Source organism: Streptomyces sp. A1277 (assembly GCF_004795015.1).
In the GTDB taxonomy this organism is placed as follows: Bacteria; Actinomycetota; Actinomycetes; order Streptomycetales; family Streptomycetaceae; genus Streptomyces.
The window spans coordinates 41,773-61,489 of sequence record NZ_SSBI01000035.1 but is presented as its reverse complement, the minus strand read 5'-3'; the positions used below and the strand labels follow the sequence as shown (position 1 = coordinate 61,489).

The window sequence follows — 19,717 nt, the reverse complement described above, 5'->3', positions numbered from 1 at the left end:
CGGTCAGCGCGCCATGGAGACGAGAATGATCTTTCCCTGGTCGCCCCGGTCGCGGATGTCGGCCTTCCGGGCCAGCCGTAGGATCAGCGGCCAGCCGAACCCCCCGGCCCGTCCCCTCAGGTCCGGGGCGCGCGGCTGCGGGCGCACGGTACTGGGATCGGCGATCTGCACGTACAGCGTGTTCTCGTCGGCTCCGAACGCCAGTGCGGTGACGGCCCCCGCATGGCGCACCGCGTTCGTCACCAGTTCCGAAACGAGCAGCAGCAGGTCCTGGACCGCCGAGGACGAGGGCGGCGGGTCGAGCGCCGCGGCGAATGCGGCGGCCGCGTCCCGCGCCTCGGACGCCTTGGCGGGTGTCGGTACGGTGTCGGTAATGCCCTCCGGAGAAGAGGGGAGGGTCGCGTTGCGGTCGGTCATCTTTCGCCCCAAGAGAAATGATCGTCGAACGTTCTGAATTCTTCTTTTGCCCTCCAGACCCTTGCGTACCCGAAGTATTTCTGCGAGATGGCGGGAGGGTTGAGAGCCTTCGCGCGGGGAAAGCGAGTGAAGGAATCCCGGGCCGCTGGGACGTCCGCACAGGGGCCGCCGCCGAAGGGAACAGCCATGAATGACTCCGACGACCCCGCGCGGGACGCCCTCACGGTGGTCACCGAGCCCGTGCCCGATCTTCAGCTCCAGTTGCTGATCCGGCTCCTGAACCGCGAGATCCGGTCCGGGCTGCCGCTGACGCTGGCGGTTCCGGCCGGTGTCCTGCACGGAGACGTGATCGGCCACGAGGCGTGGAAGGCGGAGTGGTCCAGGAGCCTGCGCCAGGTCGAGGGCGAGGGGGCCAACCTCCTCGCGGAGTTCCCCGAGACGGTGGACCAGGGGATCAAGGAGATGCGGGGGGACGAGGACCCGGGGCAGCTGCCCAGGTGGATCCACCTGCGCGACGCGACCCTCGTCTGCGGCGGCGCGGGCCCGCTGCGGCTTCCGCTGTGGCGGGGCCGGCTGGCCGACGTCTCCGGGTGGGCGCTGGGACGGCCCGAATAGGGGACCGGGAACAGGAAGGGCGAGGCCCGCCGGGGCCCCGCCCTTCCGCGCCGCTCGTGCTCAGAGCCGCTCGGGTGTCCGGATGCCCAGCAGCGCCATGCCCTTGTGCAGGGTGCGGGCGGTGAGGTCGCAGAGGAACAGCCGGTTCTCGACCACCTCGGCCGGGTTGTCCTCGCTCAGGACGTGGCACTGGTCGTAGAACGTCGTGTAGTGCGACGCCAGCTGGTAGAGGTACGCGGCCAGCTTGTGCGGCTCGTAGTTCGCCGCGACCTCGGACAGCGTCTCGCCGAACTGGTCCAGGTGCAGACCGAGCGCCCGCTCGGCCGGGGCGAGCTCCAGCTCGGGGTGCGCGACCGGCTTCGCGTCCCCGGCCCTGCGCAGGATCGACCGGATGCGCGCGTACGCGTACTGGAGGTACACCGACGTGTCGCCGCTCAGCGACACCATCTGGTCCAGGTCGAACTTGTAGTCCCGTACGGCGGAGGTCGACAGGTCCGCGTACTTCACGGCGCCGATGCCGACGTACCGGCCGTTCTCCACGATCTCGTCCTCGGACAGGCCCACCTTCCCGGCCTTCTCCCGGACCACGGCCGTCGCCCGATCGACCGCCTCGTCCAGCAGGTCCTCCAGCCGGACCGTGACACCCTCACGGGTCTTGAACGGCTTGCCGTCCTTGCCGAGCACCGTGCCGAAGGCGAGCTGGTGCGCCTTGACGCCCTCGTTCAGCCAGCCGGCCCGCCGGGCCGTCTCGAAGACCATCTTGAAGTGCAGGGACTGCCGTACGTCCACGACGTACAGCAGGGTGTCCGCCTTGAGGTTCTGCACCCGGTCGCGGATCGCGGAGAGGTCGGTCGCCGCGTACCCGTAGCCGCCGTTGGTCTTCTTGACGATCAGCGGGACCTTGTTGCCGTCGGGGCCCAGCACGTCGTCGAAGAAGACGCAGAGCGCACCCTCGGAGCGGACGGCGACGCCCGTCTCCTCCAGGATGCGGCAGGTCTCCTCCAGCATGTCGTTGTACCCGGACTCGCCGACGATGTCGGGGTCGCTGATCTCCATGTCGAGCTTGTCGAAGACCGAGTAGAAGTAGATCTTCGACTCGTCCACGAACCGCTGCCACATGGCCAGCGTCTCCGCGTCCCCGGCCTGGAGCGCGACCACCCGGTCCCGGGAGCGGGCCTTGAACTCCTCGTCCGAGTCGAACAGGGCCCTGGACGCCTTGTAGAGCCGGTTGAGCGAGGACATGGCGGCCTCGCCGTCCTCCTTGCCGCCCTCGTGGTCCAGCTCGTCCGGGTGCTCGATGAGGTACTGGATGAGCATGCCGAACTGGGTGCCCCAGTCACCGATGTGGTGCCTGCGCACGACGGACTCGCCGGTGAACTCCAGGATCTGCACCATCGCGTCACCGATGACGGCGGACCGCAGGTGGCCCACGTGCATTTCCTTGGCCACGTTCGGCTGGGCGTAGTCGATGACGGTGGTGCCCGCCGCCTCGTTCACCGGGATGCCGAGCCGGTCGCCGTCGGCGGCCCGCGCGGCGAGGGTCTCGGTGATCGCCCGGTCGGTGAGCGTGACGTTCAGGAAGCCGGGGCCCGAGACCTCGATGTCCTTGATCAGGTCGGAGGCCGGGAGGGCGCCGGTGACCCGGTCGGCCAGCTCGCGCGGGTTGCCCTTGAGCTTCTTGGCGAGCGCCAGGATGCCGTTGGCCTGGAAGTCGGCCCGGTCGCTTCGGCGCAGCAGCGGGTCCGCGGCGCCGGCATCCGGCAGTGCTGCCGTCAGGGCGTCCGCCAGCTGCTGCTGGAGCGTGGAAGCGAGGGAATTGACCGAGCCGTGCTCAGGCATGGGACGGGCTGCCGTTTCCGTAGGGGTACAAGGGATGACCCCAAGTATCCCACGGCCTGTAAACGGGTTTCTTCGCCCGTGCCGCGGGGCCCCGTAAAGCCGTTTTCGTGCTGCGGGCCGCACCTGGGAGAATGGGCGGTGCCCCTACGAGTCCTACCCGAGAGAAGGACGTGCCGACCGTGGCTCAGAGTCAGAGCAGCACCGAGACCGACTGGGTCTCCCGCTTCGCGGACGAGGTCATCGCCGAATCGGAGCGTCGTGCGCCTGGCAAACCGGTCGTCGTCGCCTCCGGCCTCTCCCCGTCGGGCCCGATCCACCTGGGCAACCTCCGCGAGGTCATGACCCCGCACCTGGTCGCCGACGAGATCCGCCGCCGCGGCCGCACCGTCCGGCACCTGATCTCCTGGGACGACTACGACCGCTACCGCAAGGTGCCGAACGGCGTCGCGGGCGTGGACGAGAGCTGGGCCGAGCACATCGGCAAGCCGCTGACCTCGGTGCCCGCGCCCGCCGGGTCCTCGTATCCGAACTGGGCCGAGCACTTCAAGGCCGCGATGACCGCGTCCCTGGACGAGCTGGGCGTCGAGTACGACGGCATCAGCCAGACGGAGCAGTACCTCGCGGGCACCTACCGCGAGCAGATCCTGCACGCGATGCGCCACCGCGCCGACATCGACGCCGTCCTCGACCGCTACCGCACCAAGAAGGACCCGGCGGCCGGCGGTGCCAAGGGCGGCAAGAAGCCGCAGCAGCAGAAGAAGGTGGACGAAGCCGAACTGGAGGCCGAGGCCGGTTCCGGCGCGGCCGGCGAGGACGACGGCAGCGGCGGCTCCGCCGGCTACTTCCCGTACAAGCCCTACTGCGGCAACTGCGAGAAGGACCTCACCACCGTCACCTCGTACGACGACGACTCCACCGAGCTGAACTACACCTGCTCGGCCTGCGGCTTCGCCGAAACGGTACGGCTGAGCGAGTTCAACCGCGGCAAGCTGGTCTGGAAGGTCGACTGGCCGATGCGCTGGGCGTACGAGGGCGTGATCTTCGAGCCCTCCGGCGTCGACCACTCCTCGCCCGGCTCCTCCTTCGTCGTCGGCGGCCAGATCGTCCGCGAGGTCTTCGACAGCGTCCAGCCCATCGGCCCGATGTACGCCTTCGTCGGCATCTCCGGCATGGCCAAGATGTCCTCCAGCAAGGGCGGCGTGCCGACCCCGGCCGACGCGCTGGAGATCATGGAGGCGCCGCTGCTGCGCTGGCTCTACGCCCGCCGCAGGCCCAACCAGTCCTTCAAGATCGCCTTCGACCAGGAGATCCAGCGGCTCTACGACGAGTGGGACTCGCTGGCCCGCAAGGTCGCCGACGGCTCCGTGCTGCCGGCCGACGCCGCCGCGTACGCCCGCGCGATCGGCACCGCCGCCGGTGAGCTCCCGAGCACGCCGCGCCCGCTGCCGTACCGCACGCTCGCCTCGGTCGCGGACATCACCGCCGGCGCCGAGGACCAGACCCTGCGCATCCTCAGCGAGCTGGACCCCTCGAACCCGCTCACCTCGCTGGACGAGGCCCGGCCGCGCCTGGACCGCGCCGAGTCCTGGATCACCACCCAGGTCCCGGCCGAGGCCCGCACCGTCGTCCGCGACGAGCCGGACGAGGAGCTGCTCGGCTCGCTCGACGAGCAGGGCCGCGAGTCGCTGCGGCTGCTGACCGAGGGGCTGGACACGCACTGGTCCCTGGACGGGCTGACCACCCTCGTCTACGGCGTGCCGAAGGTCCTCGCAGGACTGGAGCCCGACGCCAAGCCGACGCCCGAGCTGAAGACCGCCCAGCGGTCCTTCTTCGCCCTGCTCTACCGGCTGCTCGTCAGCCGCGACACGGGCCCGCGCCTGCCCACGCTGCTGCTCGCGGTCGGGGCGGACCGGGTGCGCAGGCTCCTGGGCACGTGAGCGTGCGGATGCGCTGAAGGGCCGTCCCCCTGGTGGGGGCGGCCCTTCGCCGTACGTCAGGTGTCGCGCTCAGGCGATGTGGTCGGCCTCGAGCTCGGCCTGCTCCGCGTGGTAGCGCTCCTTGAACAGCGGCATCAGCTGCCGGATCAGCGCCTCGCTGCGCGGGTGACGCACGTTGTGGCCGTCCGACAGGTGTATGTCGAGCACCGCGACGCTCGGGTAGTCGTTGTGCTCGGTCACGAACGCGGCGAAGACCTCGTACGCGATCTCGCTGAACTCCGCGTCCTCCTGCGCCCATTCCTCGGCCCACTCCTCGGCGGCCTCGGCGACGGGCTGCTCCGGGAGCTGCTGTTGCGGGAGCTGTTGCGGGAAGGGGAGCTGCTGCTCGGTGCGGGCGTCGGGGGCGGAGCTGCCGACCGTACCCACGTTGCCCAGGGGGCGGGTGCGGCCGTTGGGGCCCGAGGGGACCTGGTGCGGAGTGGGCCCCGGCACCTCGAAGCCCGGGTCGTACCCGCCCTCGTAGACCTTGGCGGTCGCCTGGGACGGGAACCAGGGGTTCTCCTCGGTGGCGGGCTGCTGGGGGCCCTGGGGATGCTCCTGGGGCTGCTGGTGGTCCTGGGGGGCTGCGGGGGCCGTGGGACCTGCGGGGGCTTCCTGGTGTGCGGCCTGGGGGAGTTCGGGGTGCTGCTGGGCCGTTTCCACGGCGGGGGCGGCGGGTGCGGCGGGTGCGGCGGGTGCGGCGGGGGCCGGGGGCAGGAGGGCCGGTTCGATGCCTGCGGCGGCCAGGCCGGCCGGGCCGGTCTCGGCCAGCGGTACGCCGTACTTCGCGAGCCGGAGCGGCATCAGGGACTCGACGGGCGCCTTGCGGCGCCAGTTGCGGCCGTAGCGGGCCTGGAGGCGGGCCTGATAGATCAGCCGGTCCTGTTCGAGCTTGATGACCTGCTCGTAACTGCGCAGCTCCCACAGCTTCATGCGGCGCCAGAGGCGGAAGGTGGGGACGGGGGAGAGGAGCCAGCGGGTGAGGCGGACGCCTTCCATGTGCTTGTCGGCGGTGATGTCCGCGATCCGGCCCACCGCGTGCCGGGCGGCCTCGACGGAGACCACGAACAGCACCGGGATCACCGCGTGCATGCCGACGCCGAGCGGGTCGGGCCAGGCGGCCGCGCCGTTGAACGCGATGGTGGCGGCCGTCAGGAGCCAGGCCGTCTGCCGCAGCAGCGGGAAGGGGATGCGCAGCCAGGTCAGCAGCAGGTCGAGGGCCAGCAGGACGCAGATGCCCGCGTCGATGCCGATCGGGAAGACGAGCGAGAAGTCCCCGAACCCCTTCTGCAGGGCGAGCTCGCGCACCGCCGCGTAGGAACCGGCGAAGCCGATCGCGGCAATCAGGACCGCGCCGGCCACCACGAGCCCGATCAGCACCCGGTGCATGCGCGTCAGCTGCATCGCAGCCACCCCCCATCCCCTCCCTGTTCCCTCGTCCTCGTGCCCTTGGCTTGCTGCCGTGGCTTGTTTCCGGCGGGCACAGCCTGGCACATGTGTGCGAGGGGTGTCGCGGGGGGAGGGGGCGGGGGCGGTCCTCGGATCAGTCCGACGTCTTGGAACCTGCCGAAGAGGCGGGGGACTTGGAGGGCTTCCCGGAGGACTTCGGGGAGTTGCTCGGCTGAGCGCCCCCGTTGGCGTCGGCGACGGCGGCGACCGCGTCCTTGACGGCCATCGCGGCGCCCTTGACGACGGTCTCGGCGGTGGGGGTCTTGGAGCCCGCGAAGCCCGCGCCGTTGTAGTTGACGACGACCACGACGTTCCCCGTACGGGCGATGACCGTGGCGTACCTGAAGTCCTCGCCCGACTTGGCGAGGTCGTACGTGACCCTGGTCGCCTGGTCGCCGATGCCGGTGACGGGAGCGGACTTGACGTTCTTCGCGCCGTCCGCCGACTCGGCCTTGCCGACCTGCTTGGTGAAGTCGTCGCCGGCGCGCGAGGCCCCGCTGCCCAGGGTCCGGTCCGAGGCGAAGCGGGTGAAGCCGACGTCCAGCCAGCGGTACTGGGAGCCCTTGACGCCCTTGTCGGCCAGGCCGTTCCAGGAGCAGCTGCCCCGGGCGGCGGCGTCGCTGGTCTTGCCGCGGGTGCCCTTCTTGCTCTTGGCCGAAGGCACCAGGGACTTGACGGTCTTCGCCCGGACCGAGGAGCAGGGGTCCGGCAGCTCGGCGAACTTCGCCGCCTCGACGGCCGGTTCCGACTTCGTCGCCTCCGGCGAGGCGGAGGCGGACGAGGCCGCGTCCTTCTTGCCGTCGGAGTCCGACGAGCAGCCGGCGACGACGAGCATCACCGGGACGGCGGCGCAGGCGAGTATGCGGGTGAGTCGCGGGGCTGATCGGTGCATGGTTCCTTCAGTCGGATGGCGCGGCGGACGGGGGACGGTTGCGCGGCGGTAGCCGTGCGGAGGCAGTCGGCGGCGAGCGGCCGCCGGTGGCTCCGGAGGGCCACGGTACGACGGACGGCGACCGGATGCCGCCTCGGCCGGGCGGCCCGGGGAGCGGCCGGGGCCGGGGCCGGGCGGGCCCGCGGGCGGCGTCAGGCGTTGAACGATTCGACCAGCTGCCGGGCCAGTGCCTGGGCCTTCTCCTGGAGTTCCTTGCTGTCGGGGACCTGGGTGGAGAGGGCCGGCTGAGCCGTGTAATCGATGGTGACGATGACGTTCGATGTGCGGAACACCACGCTCACCGTGCGGTGCTGCGCGGTGGAACCCGCCCGGGTGAGCAGATCGTCCAGGAACGCGCTGTCGCCGAGCTTGTCGAGGAGCCGGGGCTGAAGGTTCTCGGCGGGGCTGCCGCCGGTGTCCCCGTCGGGCGTGCCGCCGTCGGCGGTCCCGTCGGGCGTGCTGCCGTCGGCGTCGGCGTCGGTGTCGGCGCTCGCGTCGTCGCTCGCGTCCGGGTCCGCCTTGCCGGAGCCGGACGGGGAGGCGTCGGGGGTGCCGCCGCTCCCGCCGCCGGACGGGAGGGTGGGGGCGGGGAGGTCGGCCGCCGCCTCCTTCTTCGCGTACACCTCGCGGGCGCGGTCGTCGTCGCTCACCGACGTGTCGTAGGAGACGACGCGCTCGAAGTCCAGGTGGATGCTGCGGGAGCCCTCGGGGGCGTCGGACTTCCAGCGGCAGCCGATCCGGCGGTCGGTGTCGTAGGTGACCGTGGGGGCACCCTCGAACACCTTCTCCTGCTGGGCCTCCGGCATTTCGGCGGTGCCGGGCAGGAGGTCCTTGAGGGTGGCGAGGGGGATGGCGCGGCAGGCGTCGGGGAGGGTGCGGTACTTGCCCGGCGGTGCGGACGACGCGGCCGGGGTCCCGGGCTTGCTGTCGGGGGCGGAACTGCCGCCTCCGGAGTCGCTGGAGCAGCCGGCGGCGAGCGCTGCGATGAGCACGGCGCCGGTCGCGTACGCCATTCGTCGCACGGTCCTGGGCTCCCTTCGTGCGAAAAACGGTTGCCGCCCGATGGCGGCCGGTGGACACAATGTGTATCGCACGCGCCGCTGTGAATGCCGGTCGGCCGACCTTATTGCCGATCTTGGCGCCGGTTTTGCGCTTTCAGACTTTTCGGGGGAATCGAGGGGCTATGTCGTATGTAGAGGTACCGGGGGCGAAGGTTCCCATCCGCATGTGGGCCGACCCGGCCTCGGTCGAGGACGTGGCGATGCAGCAGCTGCGCAACGTCGCCACGCTGCCCTGGATCAAGGGCCTGGCCGTCATGCCCGACGTCCACTTCGGCAAGGGCGCCACGGTCGGCTCGGTGATCGCGATGCACGGGGCGGTCTGCCCGGCCGCGGTCGGCGTGGACATCGGCTGCGGCATGTCCGCGGTGAAGACCTCGCTGACCGCCAACGATCTGCCCGGGGACCTGTCCGGGCTCCGCTCGAAGATCGAGCAGGCCATTCCGGTGGGCCGGGGGATGCACGACGAGCCGGTGGACCCGTCGGGCCTGTACGGGCTGGCCGCGCCGGGCTGGGACGACTTCTGGGGGCGGTTCGACGGGGTGGCCGAAGCGGTCAAGTTCCGTCAGGAACGGGCGACAAAGCAGATGGGAACGCTCGGCGGGGGCAACCACCACATCGAGGTCTCGTTGGACGAGTCCGGCGCGGTGTGGCTCACGCTGCACTCCGGCTCGCGTGCCATCGGAAAGGAACTGGCCGACTTCCACATCGGCCGGGCGCAGCAGCTGGCACACAACCAGGGACTGGTCGACCGCGACCTCGCGGTATTCCTCGCGGGCACCGAGCCGATGCGGGACTACCGCAACGACCTCTTCTGGGCGCAGGAGTACGCGAAGTACAACCGTGCGGCCATGATGGCGCTCCTGAAGAACGTGGTCCGCAAAGAGTTCAAGAAGGCGAAGGTGACCTTCGGCCAGGAGGTCAGCTGTCACCACAACTACGTCGCGGAAGAGCGCTACGAAGGCATGGACCTGCTGGTCACCCGCAAGGGCGCCATTCGGGCCGGCCAGGGGGAGCTGGGAATTATTCCGGGTTCCATGGGCACGGCCACGTACATCGTCAAGGGCCTCGGCAACGAGAAGGCGTTCAACTCGGCCTCGCACGGCGCCGGCCGCCGGATGAGCCGCAACGCGGCCAAGCGAAGGTTCTCGGCGCGTGACCTCGCGGCGCAGACGCAGGGCGTGGAGTGCCGCAAGGACTCCGGAGTCGTGGACGAGATCCCTGCGGCGTACAAGCCGATCGAGCAGGTCATGGAGCAGCAGAGGGACCTGGTGGAGGTCGTCGCCAAGGTGAAGCAGGTCATCTGTGTGAAGGGCTGAGCCCGGCCCTGCGGGGCTCAGCCGGTGCGGTGGACCTTCGAGTTGGACGCCTGGGCGCGGGGGCGGACCACCAGGAGGTCGATGTTGACGTGGCTGGGGCGGGTCACGGCCCAGGTGATCGTGTCGGCCACGTCGTCGGCGGTCAGGGGGGCGTCGACGCCCGCGTAGACCTTGGCCGCCTTCTCGGTGTCGCCGCGGAAGCGGGTGCTGGCGAACTCCTCGGTCTTGACCATGCCCGGGGCGACCTCGATGACGCGGACCGGGGTGCCGACGATCTCCAGGCGCAGGGTCTCGGCCAGGACGTGTTCGCCGTGCTTGGCGGCCACGTAGCCGGCGCCGCCCTCGTAGGTGGACAGGCCCGCGGTCGAGGAGAGGATGACCACCGTGCCGTCGCCGCTCGCGGTGAGGGCCGGAAGCAGGGCCTGGGTGACGTGGAGCGTGCCGATGACGTTGGTCTCGTACATCCGGCGCCAGTCCTCCGGGTCACCCGTGGCGACCGGGTCGGCTCCGAGCGCGCCGCCCGCGTTGTTGACGAGGACGGCGAGGCTGCGGAACGCGGTGGCGAACTCGTCGACCGCCGCGCGGTCCGTGACGTCCAGGGTGTAGGCCGCCGCCTGGTGGCCCGCCTCGGTGATCTCGGCGGCCAGCGCCTCGATGCGGTCCTTGCGGCGGGCGGTGAGCACGACGCGGTAGCCGGCGGCCGCCAGCTGCCGGGCGGTCGCGGCACCGATGCCGCTGCTCGCTCCGGTGATGACGGCGATGGGGGATGCGGCCATGACGGGCTCCTCGGACAGCTGATCGGTACCGGGCCAGGATAGGCAGGGCCGTCGCAGGTCAGTGGTTGCGGGGGGCGTACATGATCACGGCCATCCCGGCCAGGCAGATCAGCGCCCCCGTCACGTCCCAGCGGTCCGGGCGGTAGCCGTCGGCAGCCATGCCCCAGGCGATCGACCCCGCCACGAAGACCCCGCCGTACGCCGCGAGCACCCGCCCGAACTCGCCGTCCGGCTGGAGCGTCGCCACGAAGCCGTACGTGCCCAGCGCGATGACCCCCGCGCCGATCCAGGCCCAGCCGCGGTGTTCGCGCACGCCCTGCCAGACGAGCCAGGCACCGCCGATCTCGAAGAGCGCGGCGAGGACGAACAGGGCGGTGGAGCGGAGCACGGACATGGGAGCAGGGTGCCATGGAGCGCGTACCGCCGGACGCGTCGAACCGGTGGGCGAATACGCACAATTCGGGATGATTGGCATCTTCGAGCACGGGGTGCCGGCCCCCGACACCGGCGACCCGTACGTGTTCTGGGCTCGGGCGACGGGCCGGACCCCGCCTCCGCGCTTCGTACACTCTCCGCATGCCGCCCAAGCCGTCCCCCCGCCGCAGTGCGCTGCTGGCCGAGCTCTCCACCGCGTCGCGGCGCTACATGGCCGCGTACGCGCTGTTCAACCAGGCCGTCGCCGACCGGCTGGGGCTCCACCCCACCGATCTCCAGTGCCTCAACCTGCTCGGTCTGGAGGCGGCGCCCGTCACCACGGGGCGCGTCGCCGAGCTGACCGGGCTCACCACCGGCTCCGCGACCCGGCTGGTGGACCGCCTGGAGCGGGCCGGTTACGTGACGCGCGCACGGGACACGGCGGACCGGCGGCGGGTGCTCGTGGCGACCGTGCCCGAGCGGATGGCGGAGTTCGGCGCGGTCTGGGGGCGGCTGACCGGCGGCTGGGACGGCCTGTTCGACGCGTACGACGACGACGAGGTCGCCCTGCTCCTCACCCACATGCGGCGGACGGTGGAGCTGAGCGCGGCGCAGATCGCGCGGCTGCGCGCGGAGGGCGGGGCGGCGGCCGGCTCCTGACCTCGGCGGCCGGTCAGCGCGGCGCGGTGCCGAAGTCGCGGACCGCTTCCGTGACGATCGCCTCCAGGCGGGCGTGGTGCGCGCCCCGCCAGTACACCCGCCCGCACTCCGCGCACTGCGCGAAGACGTCGTACGAGCGGCGCGTCCCGTGCTCCAGGTGCGGGCCGACCGCGTCCTTGTCGGCCGCCTTCAGCCGCCCGTTGCAGGCGGTGCACCGGGTCCACGGGGCGAGGACCGGCGCGAACCGCCCCAGCACGTCCCGCAGCTGCTCGTCCGGGCGGTCGCTGTACACGTACGCTCCCGCCCAGATCTCCCGGCGGTGCAGCAGCCCCCGGTCCCGGGAGAGCAGGACGCGCCGTTCCTTCGCCGAGAGCGCGGCCAGGGCCGGATCGCCGATGTCCTCGCTCTCGTACGCGGCGTCGACGCCGAGCAGCCGCAGCCGGCGGGCGAGCGTGCCGAGGTGGACGTCGAGCAGGAAGCGCAGGGGCGCGCCCGGCACGTGCTGCGGGCGGGGTACCGGGCGCACCTCGACCAGTTCCCCCGCCGCCGGGATGTGCGCGCCGGTGACCGGGCGGCCGTCGACCAGCAACAGGCCCGCCTCGGTGAGCGGGATGCCGAGGGATTCCACGACGTGGCCGAGCGTGGACGCGCCGTCGGTGGTCACCGGCGTCCGCCCCTGCCGGCGCCCGTGGGCCACGAAGAGCCTGAGCTCGGGGGCGACTTCGAGTTGGATCTCCGGTCCGTTCACCAGATCAGGATGCCACCGGGGCCCGTGCACCGGCCACGCGATTGGGGTCGGGCGGGCCGCGCGGTTCAGGCGCGGAAGGCGGCGGCGTGCTCGGCGGCCCAGGAGGCGAACGTGCGGGCCGGGCGGCCGGTCAGCTTCCGGACGCCGTCGGCCACTTCGGCCGGGGAGCCGTCGGTGAGCGCCCAGTGGGCGAGGAGCCCGTCGGCGACCTGCTCCGGCATGAAGGGGGCCATGGCCTTCTTCCAGGCGGCCGGGCTCACCGCGTTGACGGTGGCGGGGGAGCCGGACGCCGAGGCCAGGATCGCCACCTGCTCGGCGGCGCTGAGGGATTCCGGTCCGGTGAGGTGGTACGCGGCGCCCTGGAGCGCCGGTTCGGTGAGTGCGGCGAGGGCCGCCTCGGCGATGTCGGTCTCGTGGATGGGGGCGCCCTCGCTGCGGGGGTGAGGCAGGTCGACGGGGTGCCCGGACCGGAAGGCGCCCGACCACTGGTACGCGTTGGTCGCGAAGGCGCCGGGGCGCAGGAGGGTCGTGGTGAGGGGCGAGGCGGTCAGGGCCTGTTCGACCGCGTGGTGCGAGGCGGCGACGGGGTTGGACTCCGGGTCGGGCGCGAGGACCGAGCTGGAGGAGAGCAGCACGATGTGCCGCACCCCGGCGGTCCGGGCCGCGGCGAGGAAGGCGTGAATGTGCGCGGGCTCGGCGTACAAGAAGACGGAGTCGACGCCGTCCAGGGCGGCGGGGAAGGTGGCGGGGTCGCCGAGATCGCAGGCCGCGGCCGGGACGCCGGGCGGCAGCGAGAGCCCCGCGGGGGTGCGCGAGGCGGCGCGGACGGCGTGGCCGCCCTGATGGAGGAGGGCGGTGAGCGCGGAGCCGACGCGGCCGCGGCATCCGGTGACGAGCGTGAGCATGGGGCTGGTCTCCTCGATAGTTCTTCTGCGTAACCCAGCATCTGCGTGGCGCAGGTAAATATGCGGGAGGGCGCCCGGTCCCGTCAAACGGATTCCGGCTCAGGCGGCCGTGCCGTCCGGGTGCAGGTCCAGGCGCCAGTCGTTCGCGCGGAGCGGGTGCCCCGGCGGGTACTCGATCTCGCACTCACCGAGCAGCGTGAATCCCGCCGCGCGGCACACCCCGTTCGACGGGCCGTTGGCCACGGACGGGTACGCGTGCACATAGCGGTGCTTGCGCGCGGCGCGCGCCCGGGCGGCCACCGCACGGGTCGCCGCCGACGCGATGCCCCGCCCCTGGAACTCCGGCAGGACGGTCCACCCCGTCTCGTAGACCTCCTGGTCCCGCCAGGTCCGCTCCCAGAAGCCGATGGTGCCCACGGCCTCCGCCTCGCCGGTCAGCGCGATGCGGAACATCCTGCCCCGGCCCGTGCGGTCCGCGCTCAGCGCGACATAGCGGGCGTGCCGCCCCAGGAGCTGGTCCTCCGACTCGGGGCCGCCGAGGTGGTCCATCAGCTCCGGTGCGTTGGCGCGGCGGAGGAGGTCCAGGTCGCCGTCCGACCAGGGCTCGATCCGTACGGAAGGTGCTGCGGTGCGCTCCATGACGGCACTGTAGGGCCGGGCACCGACAGTCGCGCCCTGACGGTCAGTGGGCGCCCAGTGCCGTGGGCGGTACGCCGATCGTCGCCGTGAAGTCCCGGACCAGGTGGGCCTGGTCGCTGTAGCCGAGGTCGGCGGCGAGGGCGGCCCAGTCCACGGCCGGGTCCGATCCGGCGCGCTCCAGCGCCTCATGGATGCGGTAGCGCAGGATGACCCACTTGGGGCCCACCCCCACGTACGCGGCGAACAGCCGTTGCAGCGAGCGAGCCGACACCCCCTCGGCGCGGGCGAGCGCGTCCACGCGCAGGACCGTGCGGTCGGTGCGCACCAGGTCCACCAGGGCCATCGCCCGCTCGGCCCGTGGGTCGGGCTCGGGGCCGAGCGTCAGCAGGTACGCGTCGAGGGCGGCGACCCGGTCGTCCTCGGCCTCCGGGTCCAGCACGGCCGACGGCGGGGCGGGCGGCGCGAACACCTCGGCCGCCGGGAGCCGGTGCCCGGTCCACCGCGACACGGGTGATCCGGGGGCGAACGGCCGGAAGCCGCCGGGCCGGAACTGCGCCCCGCAGACCCGCCCGCGCCCCTCCAGCTTCTGCGTGAACAGCTCCAGGCCGATGCCCGAGACCTCCGCGTACCCCGCGTCCTCGTCGCCGCAGCCCGCGTACCGCTCGAAGACGAGGTTGACGCTGGGGTGCGGGACGAGGTGGGAGGCGTACGGCTGGGAGAGGTCCCAGTCGATCAGCCAGTAGTGCTCCAGGTAGGGCCGCAGCGCGGGGGCCGGCTCGCGGCGCCGGAACCGCACGTGCGCGAACAGCTCGGGCGCGTCGACGATGCCGCGGGTGTCGCGCCGGGGACCTCGGTGACCGGCCATGACGGAAGATTTTAGGCCGAGTCCGCGAAGTCCCGCCGTAGCGGGGCCGAACCGCCCGGTCCGTCGTAGAGTCCGCCGAGCGTCCCGTACGCCTCGTCCACGATCCGCTCGGCGTCGGCCAGCATCGCCCGCTCGGCCAGCCGGGCGGCCTGATGGGTGTACGGGGAAGGCGGGGACGGGTGTCCGCGCCGCCACCAGGAATCGGCCGCCGCGTACAGACCACTGGCGAAGACCAGCGCGGGGACGGACAGGGCCAGCAGCGTGTCGCCCATGGCACCTCCTTCAGGCTCGATGCCTCCTGCATCGGCACGTCTGCCCGCTCCTCTGAAGACCAGTCTCCGGCCAATGAATGGCTGGATATGCGTGGCCGACATATGTCCTTCGCGCACGTGAGCGCAGGTGGGCGCCGGTTCGGGGCAGCCGCTCACCACGTCCCGGACCGCCGCGTAGAAGTCCTCCGCACGCGGGTGCCTGGGGTGAACGGGCCGCGCCAGGTGGACGGTGGCGGTGCGGAGCACGGCGACATCGGTGTCCCCGGTGGCCGGGCCCGCCGTGCCCCTTCCTCGCCGGCATCGAGGCGGTCCCGGCGGCCCGCGCGGCGACGGCGTACGTCCGCTCGACCGAGGGCGCGCAGACGGGACGGGTCTACCGGGTCCGGTAGAAGGACGGCAGCCCGGTCCGGGTGAGCGCCCACGACGCCCGGTTGCTGACCGGGAACAGCACGGGCGCGAGCAGCGCGGCCCGCACCGTGTCCGACGCCGGCACGCACAGCATCGAGGCCGGCGCCGCCCCTCTCGGCATGGTGCCTCCGCCCGCTCGCCGGACGCCTGGAGACCAGCTCCGTGCGCCGAGGGGCACCGGGCCCGGTGGATGCGGCCTTCCGGCGCAGCGGGCGCCGCCTACCGGTGGGGTGCGGCGGGGCCGCTCACGGCCACACCAGGCAGTACGCCTGATGCCCCGCGTCGTGCAGCCGGTGGGAGAAGTCCTGCCACTCGTGGAGCAGCTGGTAGACGTTGAACGCGTCACGCGGGCCGCCCCGGTCCGGGACCGTGGACCAGATGAAGGCGGCGGCGCCCACGGACTCCTCGCCCACGCCGCGCAGGGGGTCCACGACCGTCATCGGGAGCTTGACCACCGCGTAGTCGGGGTGCAGGACGACCAGTTCGAGCGGGGGGACCTTGTGCAGAGGTATGCCCTGTATGCCGGTGAGGACCATCGCGGCCACCGTCTCCGGCTTGATCTTGGTGAACATGCCGCCCATGCCGAGCTCGTCGCCGCCGAGCTCCTCGGGGCGCATGGAAATGGGCACGCGTGCGGCGGTGGCCCCGTCGGGAGCCCCGAAATACTTGTAGGTCACCCCCACCCGGCCACCACTCCTGCTCCCGGCTTCACCGCCCGTCTGCGCCTCACCGGCCTGTACGCCCTGCTTGCGGCCGGCCTCGCGCCGGTGCCGCCCCCGCCGGGCAGGCTCGGGCCCAGGGCCGTCGGTCCCTTCGCCCACTCCGCCACCGCGATGCATATCTCATCCACCCGACTACTCACTAGGAGGCACAGCCCCCGCCGTGCAACCCGATCATCGTGTCAGTGACCTCCCCCACGGGCGTGCGGTGAAACACCTGTCCGCAAAGACCGTCCGTGGCTCTGACACCATGGCATGTGTGAGCTTTCCCTATGACGCCCCAGTTTCGCAGACGCTTTTCGACCGCGCGTCCCTCGTGACGCCCGGCGGCGTGAACTCTCCCGTCCGTGCATTTAGGGCCGTGGGCGGTACGCCCCGGTTCATGGTGTCCGGTACCGGTCCGTACCTGACCGACGCCGACGGCCGTGAGTACGTCGACCTCGTGTGCTCGTGGGGGCCGATGATTCTCGGCCACTCCCACCCCGAGGTGATCGCCGCAGTCCAGGAGGCTGTCGCCCGCGGCACCTCGTTCGGTACGCCCGGCGAGGGCGAGGTCGCGCTCGCCGAGGAGATCGTCGCGCGCGTCGAGCCGGTCGAGCAGGTGCGGCTGGTGTCGTCCGGGACCGAGGCGACCATGTCCGCGATCCGCCTCGCGCGCGGCTTCACCGGCCGGGCGAAGGTCGTGAAGTTCGCCGGCTGCTACCACGGCCACGTCGACGCGCTGCTGGCCGCGGCCGGTTCCGGGGTGGCCACCTTCGGGCTGCCGGACACGCCCGGGGTCACCGGCGCCCAGGCGGGCGACACGATCGTGCTGCCGTACAACGACCTGGAGGCCGTGCGCGCCGCGTTCGCCGCGCAGCCCGGCGAGATCGCGTGCGTGATCACCGAGGCGTCGCCGGGCAACATGGGCGTCGTGCCGCCGCTGGACGGTTTCAACGCGGGGCTCAAGGAGATCTGCGCCGCCAACGGGGCCCTGTACATCTCCGACGAGGTGATGACCGGGTTCCGTACGTCGAAGGCCGGCTGGTTCGGCGTCGACGGGGTGCGGCCCGACCTCATGACGTTCGGCAAGGTCATGGGCGGCGGCTTCCCGGCCGCGGCGTTCGGCGGCCGCGCCGACGTGATGGCCCACCTGGCCCCGGCCGGGCCCGTCTACCAGGCGGGCACGCTGTCCGGGAACCCGGTCGCCACCGCCGCCGGTCTGGCCCAGCTGCGGCTGCTCGACGACGCCGCGTACGCCAAGGTCGACGCGGTCTCCGCCGAGATCCGGGGGCTGGTGAGCGCCGCCCTGGCCAAGGAGGGCGTCGCGCACACCGTGCAGGCGGCGAGCAACATGTTCTCCGTCTTCTTCACCGACGAGCCCGTCCGCGACTACGAGGACGCCAAGGCGCAGGAAGCCTTCCGCTTCACGCCGTTCTTCCACTCGATGCTGGCGCAGGGTGTCTACCTCCCGCCGTCCGCGTTCGAGTCGTGGTTCGTCTCCACCGCCCACGACACGCAGGCCGTCGAGCGCATCGCCGCCGCCCTGCCCGCCGCCGCCCGCGCCGCATCGGAGGCCACCGCATGAGCGAGAACGTCGAGAACGCCGGAACGACGAAGCGCAAGGACATCACCGTCGTCCACCTGATGCGCCACGGCGAGGTGCACAACCCGCAGGGCGTGCTCTACGGGCGCCGGGCCGGTTACCACCTCTCCGAGCTGGGCCGGAAGATGGCCGACCGGGTTGCCGAGCACCTGGAGAAGCGGGACGTCACGTACGTCGTGGCCTCCCCGCTGGAGCGCGCCCAGGAGACGGCGACGCCGGTCGCCAAGGCGCACGGCCTGGACCTCGCCACCGACGAACGGCTCATCGAGGCCGCCAACGTCTTCGAGGGCAAGACCTTCGGCGTCGGTGACGGGGCGCTGCGCAAGCCGGACAACTGGAAGCACCTGACCAACCCGTTCCGGCCGTCCTGGGGCGAGCCGTACATCGATCAGGTCGTGCGGATGATGGGCGCGCTGGACGCGGCGCGGGACGCGGCCCGGGGGCACGAGGCGGTCTGCGTCAGCCACCAGCTGCCGATCTGGATCGTGCGCAGCTTCGTGGAGCGGCGGCGGCTGTGGCACGACCCGCGCAAGCGGCAGTGCACCCTCGCCTCGCTGACCAGTTTCACGTACCAGGGCGACAAGATCGTGTCCGTCGGGTACTCGGAGCCGGCCCGGGACCTGGTGCCCGCACACCTGCTGGCCGGGGCGAAGCCGGTCAAGGGCGGGTCGAAGGGGTTCGGGGCGTAGTGGCCCTGGCGGGCCGGAAGCTAGGACTTATGTTCGGTCAACGTTTGGGGCTGGTTCCGTAAAGAATTGTGTGCTAATCGGGGGAACCCCCGTGTGGCTTCACTCATCTAAGCGTTTGCCAGTTTGTATGTACTTGAGGCAAAACGACCGCAGATGGGAAGCCGCATGCGAGAGATCAGCCGAAGGGGACTGCTAGGAGCCGGTCTCGGAGCCGCGGCCGCCGCCGGGCTGGCGGGCTGCAGTACCGCCGGCTCGTCCGATACCGGAAGCGGCGCCCCGGACAAGGGCGCCACCGGTGAGAAGGCGGCCGGCGGGACCTCCAAGGGGGCCGGGACCAAGAAGAAGGACGTCCGCGCCATCGGGGACGGTTCCACCGCCGACACCGGGAAGCAGCCGAAGCAGCCGCAGGCCCCCGTCCCGCTGGAACCGGGCCAGAAGCCGCCGCAGTTCGTGATCTTCTCCTGGGACGGGGCCGGCGAGGTCGGCAACGGACTCTTCCCGCGCTTTCTGGAACTGGCCCGGGAACACGACGCGTCGATGACGTTCTTCCTCTCCGGCCTCTATCTGCTGCCGGAATCGAAGAAAACGCTCTACCGCCCGCCGGGCAACCCCGTCGGCGCCTCCGACATCGGCTATCTCACCGACGGCCACCTCAAGGAGACGCTCAAGAACGTCCGGCAGGCATGGCTCGACGGACACGAGATCGGCACCCACTTCAACGGGCATTTCTGCGCCGGATCCGGATCGGTCGGCAACTGGACCCCGGCCCAATGGCAGAGCGAAATCGACCAGGCGATCTCCTTCGTCACCGAATGGCGCACCAATACCGGCTGGAACGACCTCGAACCGCTCCCCTTCGATTACCGCAAGGAACTCGTCGGAGGCCGCACCCCCTGTCTGCTCGGCCAGGACAACCTGCTGCCCACCGCGAAGAAGCTGGGCTGGCGCTACGACGCCAGCTCGCCCGGCGGCACCCAGGTCTGGCCCAGCAAGCGCCAGGGCGTCTGGGACCTGCCGCTCCAGGGCATCCCGTTCCCCGGGCACAGCTTCGAGGTCCTCTCCATGGACTACAACATCCTGGCCAACCAGTCGCAGAACTCCACCAAGGGAATGCCCTCGCGCTATCCCGGCTGGCGCGAGCAGGCCACGCAGTCGTATCTCAACGGATTCAAGCGCGCCTACGAGACGAACCGCGCGCCCTTCTACATCGGAAACCACTTCGAGGAGTGGAACGGCGGCATCTATATGGACGCCGTCGAGGACGCCCTCAAGCACATCGCCGGGAAACAGGATGTGCGCCTCGTCTCCTTCCGGCAGTTCGTCGACTGGCTCGATGTCCAGGACCCGGCGGTCCTCGCCAAGCTCCGTACGCTCCAGGTCGGAGAGGCGCCCGCGGGCGGCTGGAACACCTTCTTTAAACAAGCCTGACAACG

Annotated in this window: 21 protein-coding genes; 7 read left to right on the top strand and 14 right to left on the bottom strand. The window is 71.6% G+C overall.

The genetic code is table 11. The annotated features are described in order from the left end of the window. Window positions 1-3: 3 nt before the first annotated feature. Window positions 4-417 carry an ATP-binding protein gene (locus E6R18_RS22500; protein ID WP_206308357.1) on the bottom strand — a complete coding sequence of 138 codons (414 nt, stop codon included), beginning with the start codon at window positions 415-417 and terminating at the stop codon, window positions 4-6. Window positions 418-603: 186 nt separating this feature from the next. Between E6R18_RS22500 and E6R18_RS22495 the strand changes: the two genes are divergently transcribed. Next, on the top strand, window positions 604-1,032 hold the full coding sequence (locus E6R18_RS22495) for a hypothetical protein (protein WP_136318703.1): 429 nt from the start codon (window positions 604-606) through the stop codon (window positions 1,030-1,032). Between the two features lie 60 nt (window positions 1,033-1,092). Here the strand turns inward: E6R18_RS22495 and argS are convergent, their stop codons facing one another. Next, window positions 1,093-2,871, bottom strand: a complete 1,779-nt coding sequence (argS, locus tag E6R18_RS22490; RefSeq protein WP_136318702.1) for an arginine--tRNA ligase — start codon at window positions 2,869-2,871, stop codon at window positions 1,093-1,095. A 170-nt stretch (window positions 2,872-3,041) separates the two neighbouring features. Between argS and lysS the strand changes: the two genes are divergently transcribed. Beyond that, on the top strand, window positions 3,042-4,808 hold the full coding sequence (lysS, locus tag E6R18_RS22485; RefSeq protein WP_136318701.1) for a lysine--tRNA ligase: 1,767 nt from the start codon (window positions 3,042-3,044) through the stop codon (window positions 4,806-4,808). A gap of 69 nt (window positions 4,809-4,877) precedes the next feature. On the opposite strand, the gene E6R18_RS22480 is transcribed toward lysS, so the two are convergent. The 3 genes from E6R18_RS22480 to E6R18_RS22470 form a co-directional block, all read right to left on the bottom strand. Continuing rightward, window positions 4,878-6,251 (bottom strand): DUF2637 domain-containing protein, encoded by a 1,374-nt coding sequence (locus tag E6R18_RS22480; RefSeq protein ID WP_136318700.1) that lies wholly within the window; start codon window positions 6,249-6,251, stop codon window positions 4,878-4,880. 139 nt (window positions 6,252-6,390) lie between these two features. Beyond that, entirely contained in the window at window positions 6,391-7,188 is a 798-nt protein-coding gene (locus tag E6R18_RS22475) for a DUF3558 family protein (protein ID WP_136318699.1), read from the bottom strand. Window positions 7,189-7,379: 191 nt separating this feature from the next. Then, complete coding sequence (locus tag E6R18_RS22470; protein ID WP_136318698.1) at window positions 7,380-8,240, bottom strand: DUF3558 domain-containing protein; 861 nt, start codon at window positions 8,238-8,240, stop codon at window positions 7,380-7,382. A 170-nt stretch (window positions 8,241-8,410) separates the two neighbouring features. On the opposite strand from E6R18_RS22470, the gene E6R18_RS22465 reads away from it, so the two are divergent. Then, window positions 8,411-9,604, top strand: a complete 1,194-nt coding sequence (locus E6R18_RS22465; RefSeq protein WP_136318697.1) for an RtcB family protein — start codon at window positions 8,411-8,413, stop codon at window positions 9,602-9,604. A 17-nt stretch (window positions 9,605-9,621) separates the two neighbouring features. On the opposite strand, the gene E6R18_RS22460 is transcribed toward E6R18_RS22465, so the two are convergent. Beyond that, window positions 9,622-10,380 carry an SDR family NAD(P)-dependent oxidoreductase gene (locus E6R18_RS22460; protein WP_136318696.1) on the bottom strand — a complete coding sequence of 253 codons (759 nt, stop codon included), beginning with the start codon at window positions 10,378-10,380 and terminating at the stop codon, window positions 9,622-9,624. Window positions 10,381-10,438: 58 nt separating this feature from the next. Beyond that, entirely contained in the window at window positions 10,439-10,774 is a 336-nt protein-coding gene (locus E6R18_RS22455; protein ID WP_136318695.1) for a YnfA family protein, read from the bottom strand. A gap of 182 nt (window positions 10,775-10,956) precedes the next feature. On the opposite strand from E6R18_RS22455, the gene E6R18_RS22450 reads away from it, so the two are divergent. Then, entirely contained in the window at window positions 10,957-11,454 is a 498-nt protein-coding gene (locus tag E6R18_RS22450; RefSeq protein ID WP_136318694.1) for a MarR family transcriptional regulator, read from the top strand. A gap of 13 nt (window positions 11,455-11,467) precedes the next feature. On the opposite strand, the gene E6R18_RS22445 is transcribed toward E6R18_RS22450, so the two are convergent. The 7 genes from E6R18_RS22445 to E6R18_RS22410 all read right to left on the bottom strand — a co-directional run bounded on the left by E6R18_RS22445 (window position 11,468) and on the right by E6R18_RS22410 (window position 16,130). Beyond that, window positions 11,468-12,202, bottom strand: coding sequence for a Mut7-C RNAse domain-containing protein (locus E6R18_RS22445; RefSeq protein ID WP_136318693.1), 735 nt, complete (start codon window positions 12,200-12,202; stop codon window positions 11,468-11,470). Between the two features lie 65 nt (window positions 12,203-12,267). Continuing rightward, entirely contained in the window at window positions 12,268-13,107 is an 840-nt protein-coding gene (locus tag E6R18_RS22440) for an NAD(P)H-binding protein (protein ID WP_136318692.1), read from the bottom strand. 99 nt (window positions 13,108-13,206) lie between these two features. Beyond that, window positions 13,207-13,746 (bottom strand): GNAT family N-acetyltransferase, encoded by a 540-nt coding sequence (locus E6R18_RS22435; RefSeq protein ID WP_136318691.1) that lies wholly within the window; start codon window positions 13,744-13,746, stop codon window positions 13,207-13,209. 43 nt (window positions 13,747-13,789) lie between these two features. Beyond that, window positions 13,790-14,611, bottom strand: coding sequence for a helix-turn-helix domain-containing protein (locus E6R18_RS22430; protein ID WP_136318690.1), 822 nt, complete (start codon window positions 14,609-14,611; stop codon window positions 13,790-13,792). Between the two features lie 11 nt (window positions 14,612-14,622). Continuing rightward, window positions 14,623-14,883, bottom strand: coding sequence for a hypothetical protein (locus tag E6R18_RS22425; protein WP_136318732.1), 261 nt, complete (start codon window positions 14,881-14,883; stop codon window positions 14,623-14,625). A gap of 373 nt (window positions 14,884-15,256) precedes the next feature. Further along, window positions 15,257-15,412: a hypothetical protein gene (locus E6R18_RS34120; protein ID WP_168712409.1), complete on the bottom strand. Its 156-nt coding sequence runs from the start codon at window positions 15,410-15,412 to the stop codon at window positions 15,257-15,259. Between the two features lie 124 nt (window positions 15,413-15,536). Further along, window positions 15,537-16,130 (bottom strand): hypothetical protein, encoded by a 594-nt coding sequence (locus E6R18_RS22410; protein WP_136318689.1) that lies wholly within the window; start codon window positions 16,128-16,130, stop codon window positions 15,537-15,539. 130 nt (window positions 16,131-16,260) lie between these two features. Here E6R18_RS22410 and hemL point away from each other — a divergent pair, with 130 nt between their 5' ends. The 3 genes from hemL to E6R18_RS22395 all read left to right on the top strand — a co-directional run bounded on the left by hemL (window position 16,261) and on the right by E6R18_RS22395 (window position 19,712). Next, window positions 16,261-17,577, top strand: coding sequence for a glutamate-1-semialdehyde 2,1-aminomutase (hemL, locus tag E6R18_RS22405; protein ID WP_136318731.1), 1,317 nt, complete (start codon window positions 16,261-16,263; stop codon window positions 17,575-17,577). Next, window positions 17,574-18,284, top strand: coding sequence for a histidine phosphatase family protein (locus tag E6R18_RS22400; RefSeq protein ID WP_136318688.1), 711 nt, complete (start codon window positions 17,574-17,576; stop codon window positions 18,282-18,284). The genes hemL and E6R18_RS22400 overlap by 4 nt, the downstream gene beginning before the upstream one ends. Window positions 18,285-18,449: 165 nt before the next feature. Further along, on the top strand, window positions 18,450-19,712 hold the full coding sequence (locus tag E6R18_RS22395) for a hypothetical protein (protein WP_136318687.1): 1,263 nt from the start codon (window positions 18,450-18,452) through the stop codon (window positions 19,710-19,712). Window positions 19,713-19,717 lie beyond the last annotated feature (5 nt).

Excerpts from the sequence above, each read along its gene's own strand:
- E6R18_RS22500 (WP_206308357.1), bottom strand. The coding sequence starts at position 417 with ATGACCGACCGCAACGCGACCCTCCCCTCTTCTCCGGAGGGCATTACC.
- E6R18_RS22495 (WP_136318703.1), top strand. The coding sequence starts at position 604 with ATGAATGACTCCGACGACCCCGCGCGGGACGCCCTCACGGTGGTCACC.
- argS (WP_136318702.1), bottom strand. The coding sequence starts at position 2,871 with ATGCCTGAGCACGGCTCGGTCAATTCCCTCGCTTCCACGCTCCAGCAG.
- E6R18_RS22480 (WP_136318700.1), bottom strand. The coding sequence starts at position 6,251 with ATGCAGCTGACGCGCATGCACCGGGTGCTGATCGGGCTCGTGGTGGCC.
- E6R18_RS22475 (WP_136318699.1), bottom strand. The coding sequence starts at position 7,188 with ATGCACCGATCAGCCCCGCGACTCACCCGCATACTCGCCTGCGCCGCC.
- E6R18_RS22470 (WP_136318698.1), bottom strand. The coding sequence starts at position 8,240 with ATGGCGTACGCGACCGGCGCCGTGCTCATCGCAGCGCTCGCCGCCGGC.
- E6R18_RS22465 (WP_136318697.1), top strand. The coding sequence starts at position 8,411 with ATGTCGTATGTAGAGGTACCGGGGGCGAAGGTTCCCATCCGCATGTGG.
- E6R18_RS22460 (WP_136318696.1), bottom strand. The coding sequence starts at position 10,380 with ATGGCCGCATCCCCCATCGCCGTCATCACCGGAGCGAGCAGCGGCATC.
- E6R18_RS22455 (WP_136318695.1), bottom strand. The coding sequence starts at position 10,774 with ATGTCCGTGCTCCGCTCCACCGCCCTGTTCGTCCTCGCCGCGCTCTTC.
- E6R18_RS22450 (WP_136318694.1), top strand. The coding sequence starts at position 10,957 with ATGCCGCCCAAGCCGTCCCCCCGCCGCAGTGCGCTGCTGGCCGAGCTC.
- E6R18_RS22440 (WP_136318692.1), bottom strand. The coding sequence starts at position 13,107 with ATGCTCACGCTCGTCACCGGATGCCGCGGCCGCGTCGGCTCCGCGCTC.
- E6R18_RS22435 (WP_136318691.1), bottom strand. The coding sequence starts at position 13,746 with ATGGAGCGCACCGCAGCACCTTCCGTACGGATCGAGCCCTGGTCGGAC.
- E6R18_RS22430 (WP_136318690.1), bottom strand. The coding sequence starts at position 14,611 with ATGGCCGGTCACCGAGGTCCCCGGCGCGACACCCGCGGCATCGTCGAC.
- E6R18_RS22425 (WP_136318732.1), bottom strand. The coding sequence starts at position 14,883 with ATGGGCGACACGCTGCTGGCCCTGTCCGTCCCCGCGCTGGTCTTCGCC.
- E6R18_RS34120 (WP_168712409.1), bottom strand. The coding sequence starts at position 15,412 with ATGCCGAGAGGGGCGGCGCCGGCCTCGATGCTGTGCGTGCCGGCGTCG.
- E6R18_RS22410 (WP_136318689.1), bottom strand. The coding sequence starts at position 16,130 with ATGCATCGCGGTGGCGGAGTGGGCGAAGGGACCGACGGCCCTGGGCCC.
- hemL (WP_136318731.1), top strand. The coding sequence starts at position 16,261 with ATGGCATGTGTGAGCTTTCCCTATGACGCCCCAGTTTCGCAGACGCTT.
- E6R18_RS22400 (WP_136318688.1), top strand. The coding sequence starts at position 17,574 with ATGAGCGAGAACGTCGAGAACGCCGGAACGACGAAGCGCAAGGACATC.
- E6R18_RS22395 (WP_136318687.1), top strand. The coding sequence starts at position 18,450 with ATGCGAGAGATCAGCCGAAGGGGACTGCTAGGAGCCGGTCTCGGAGCC.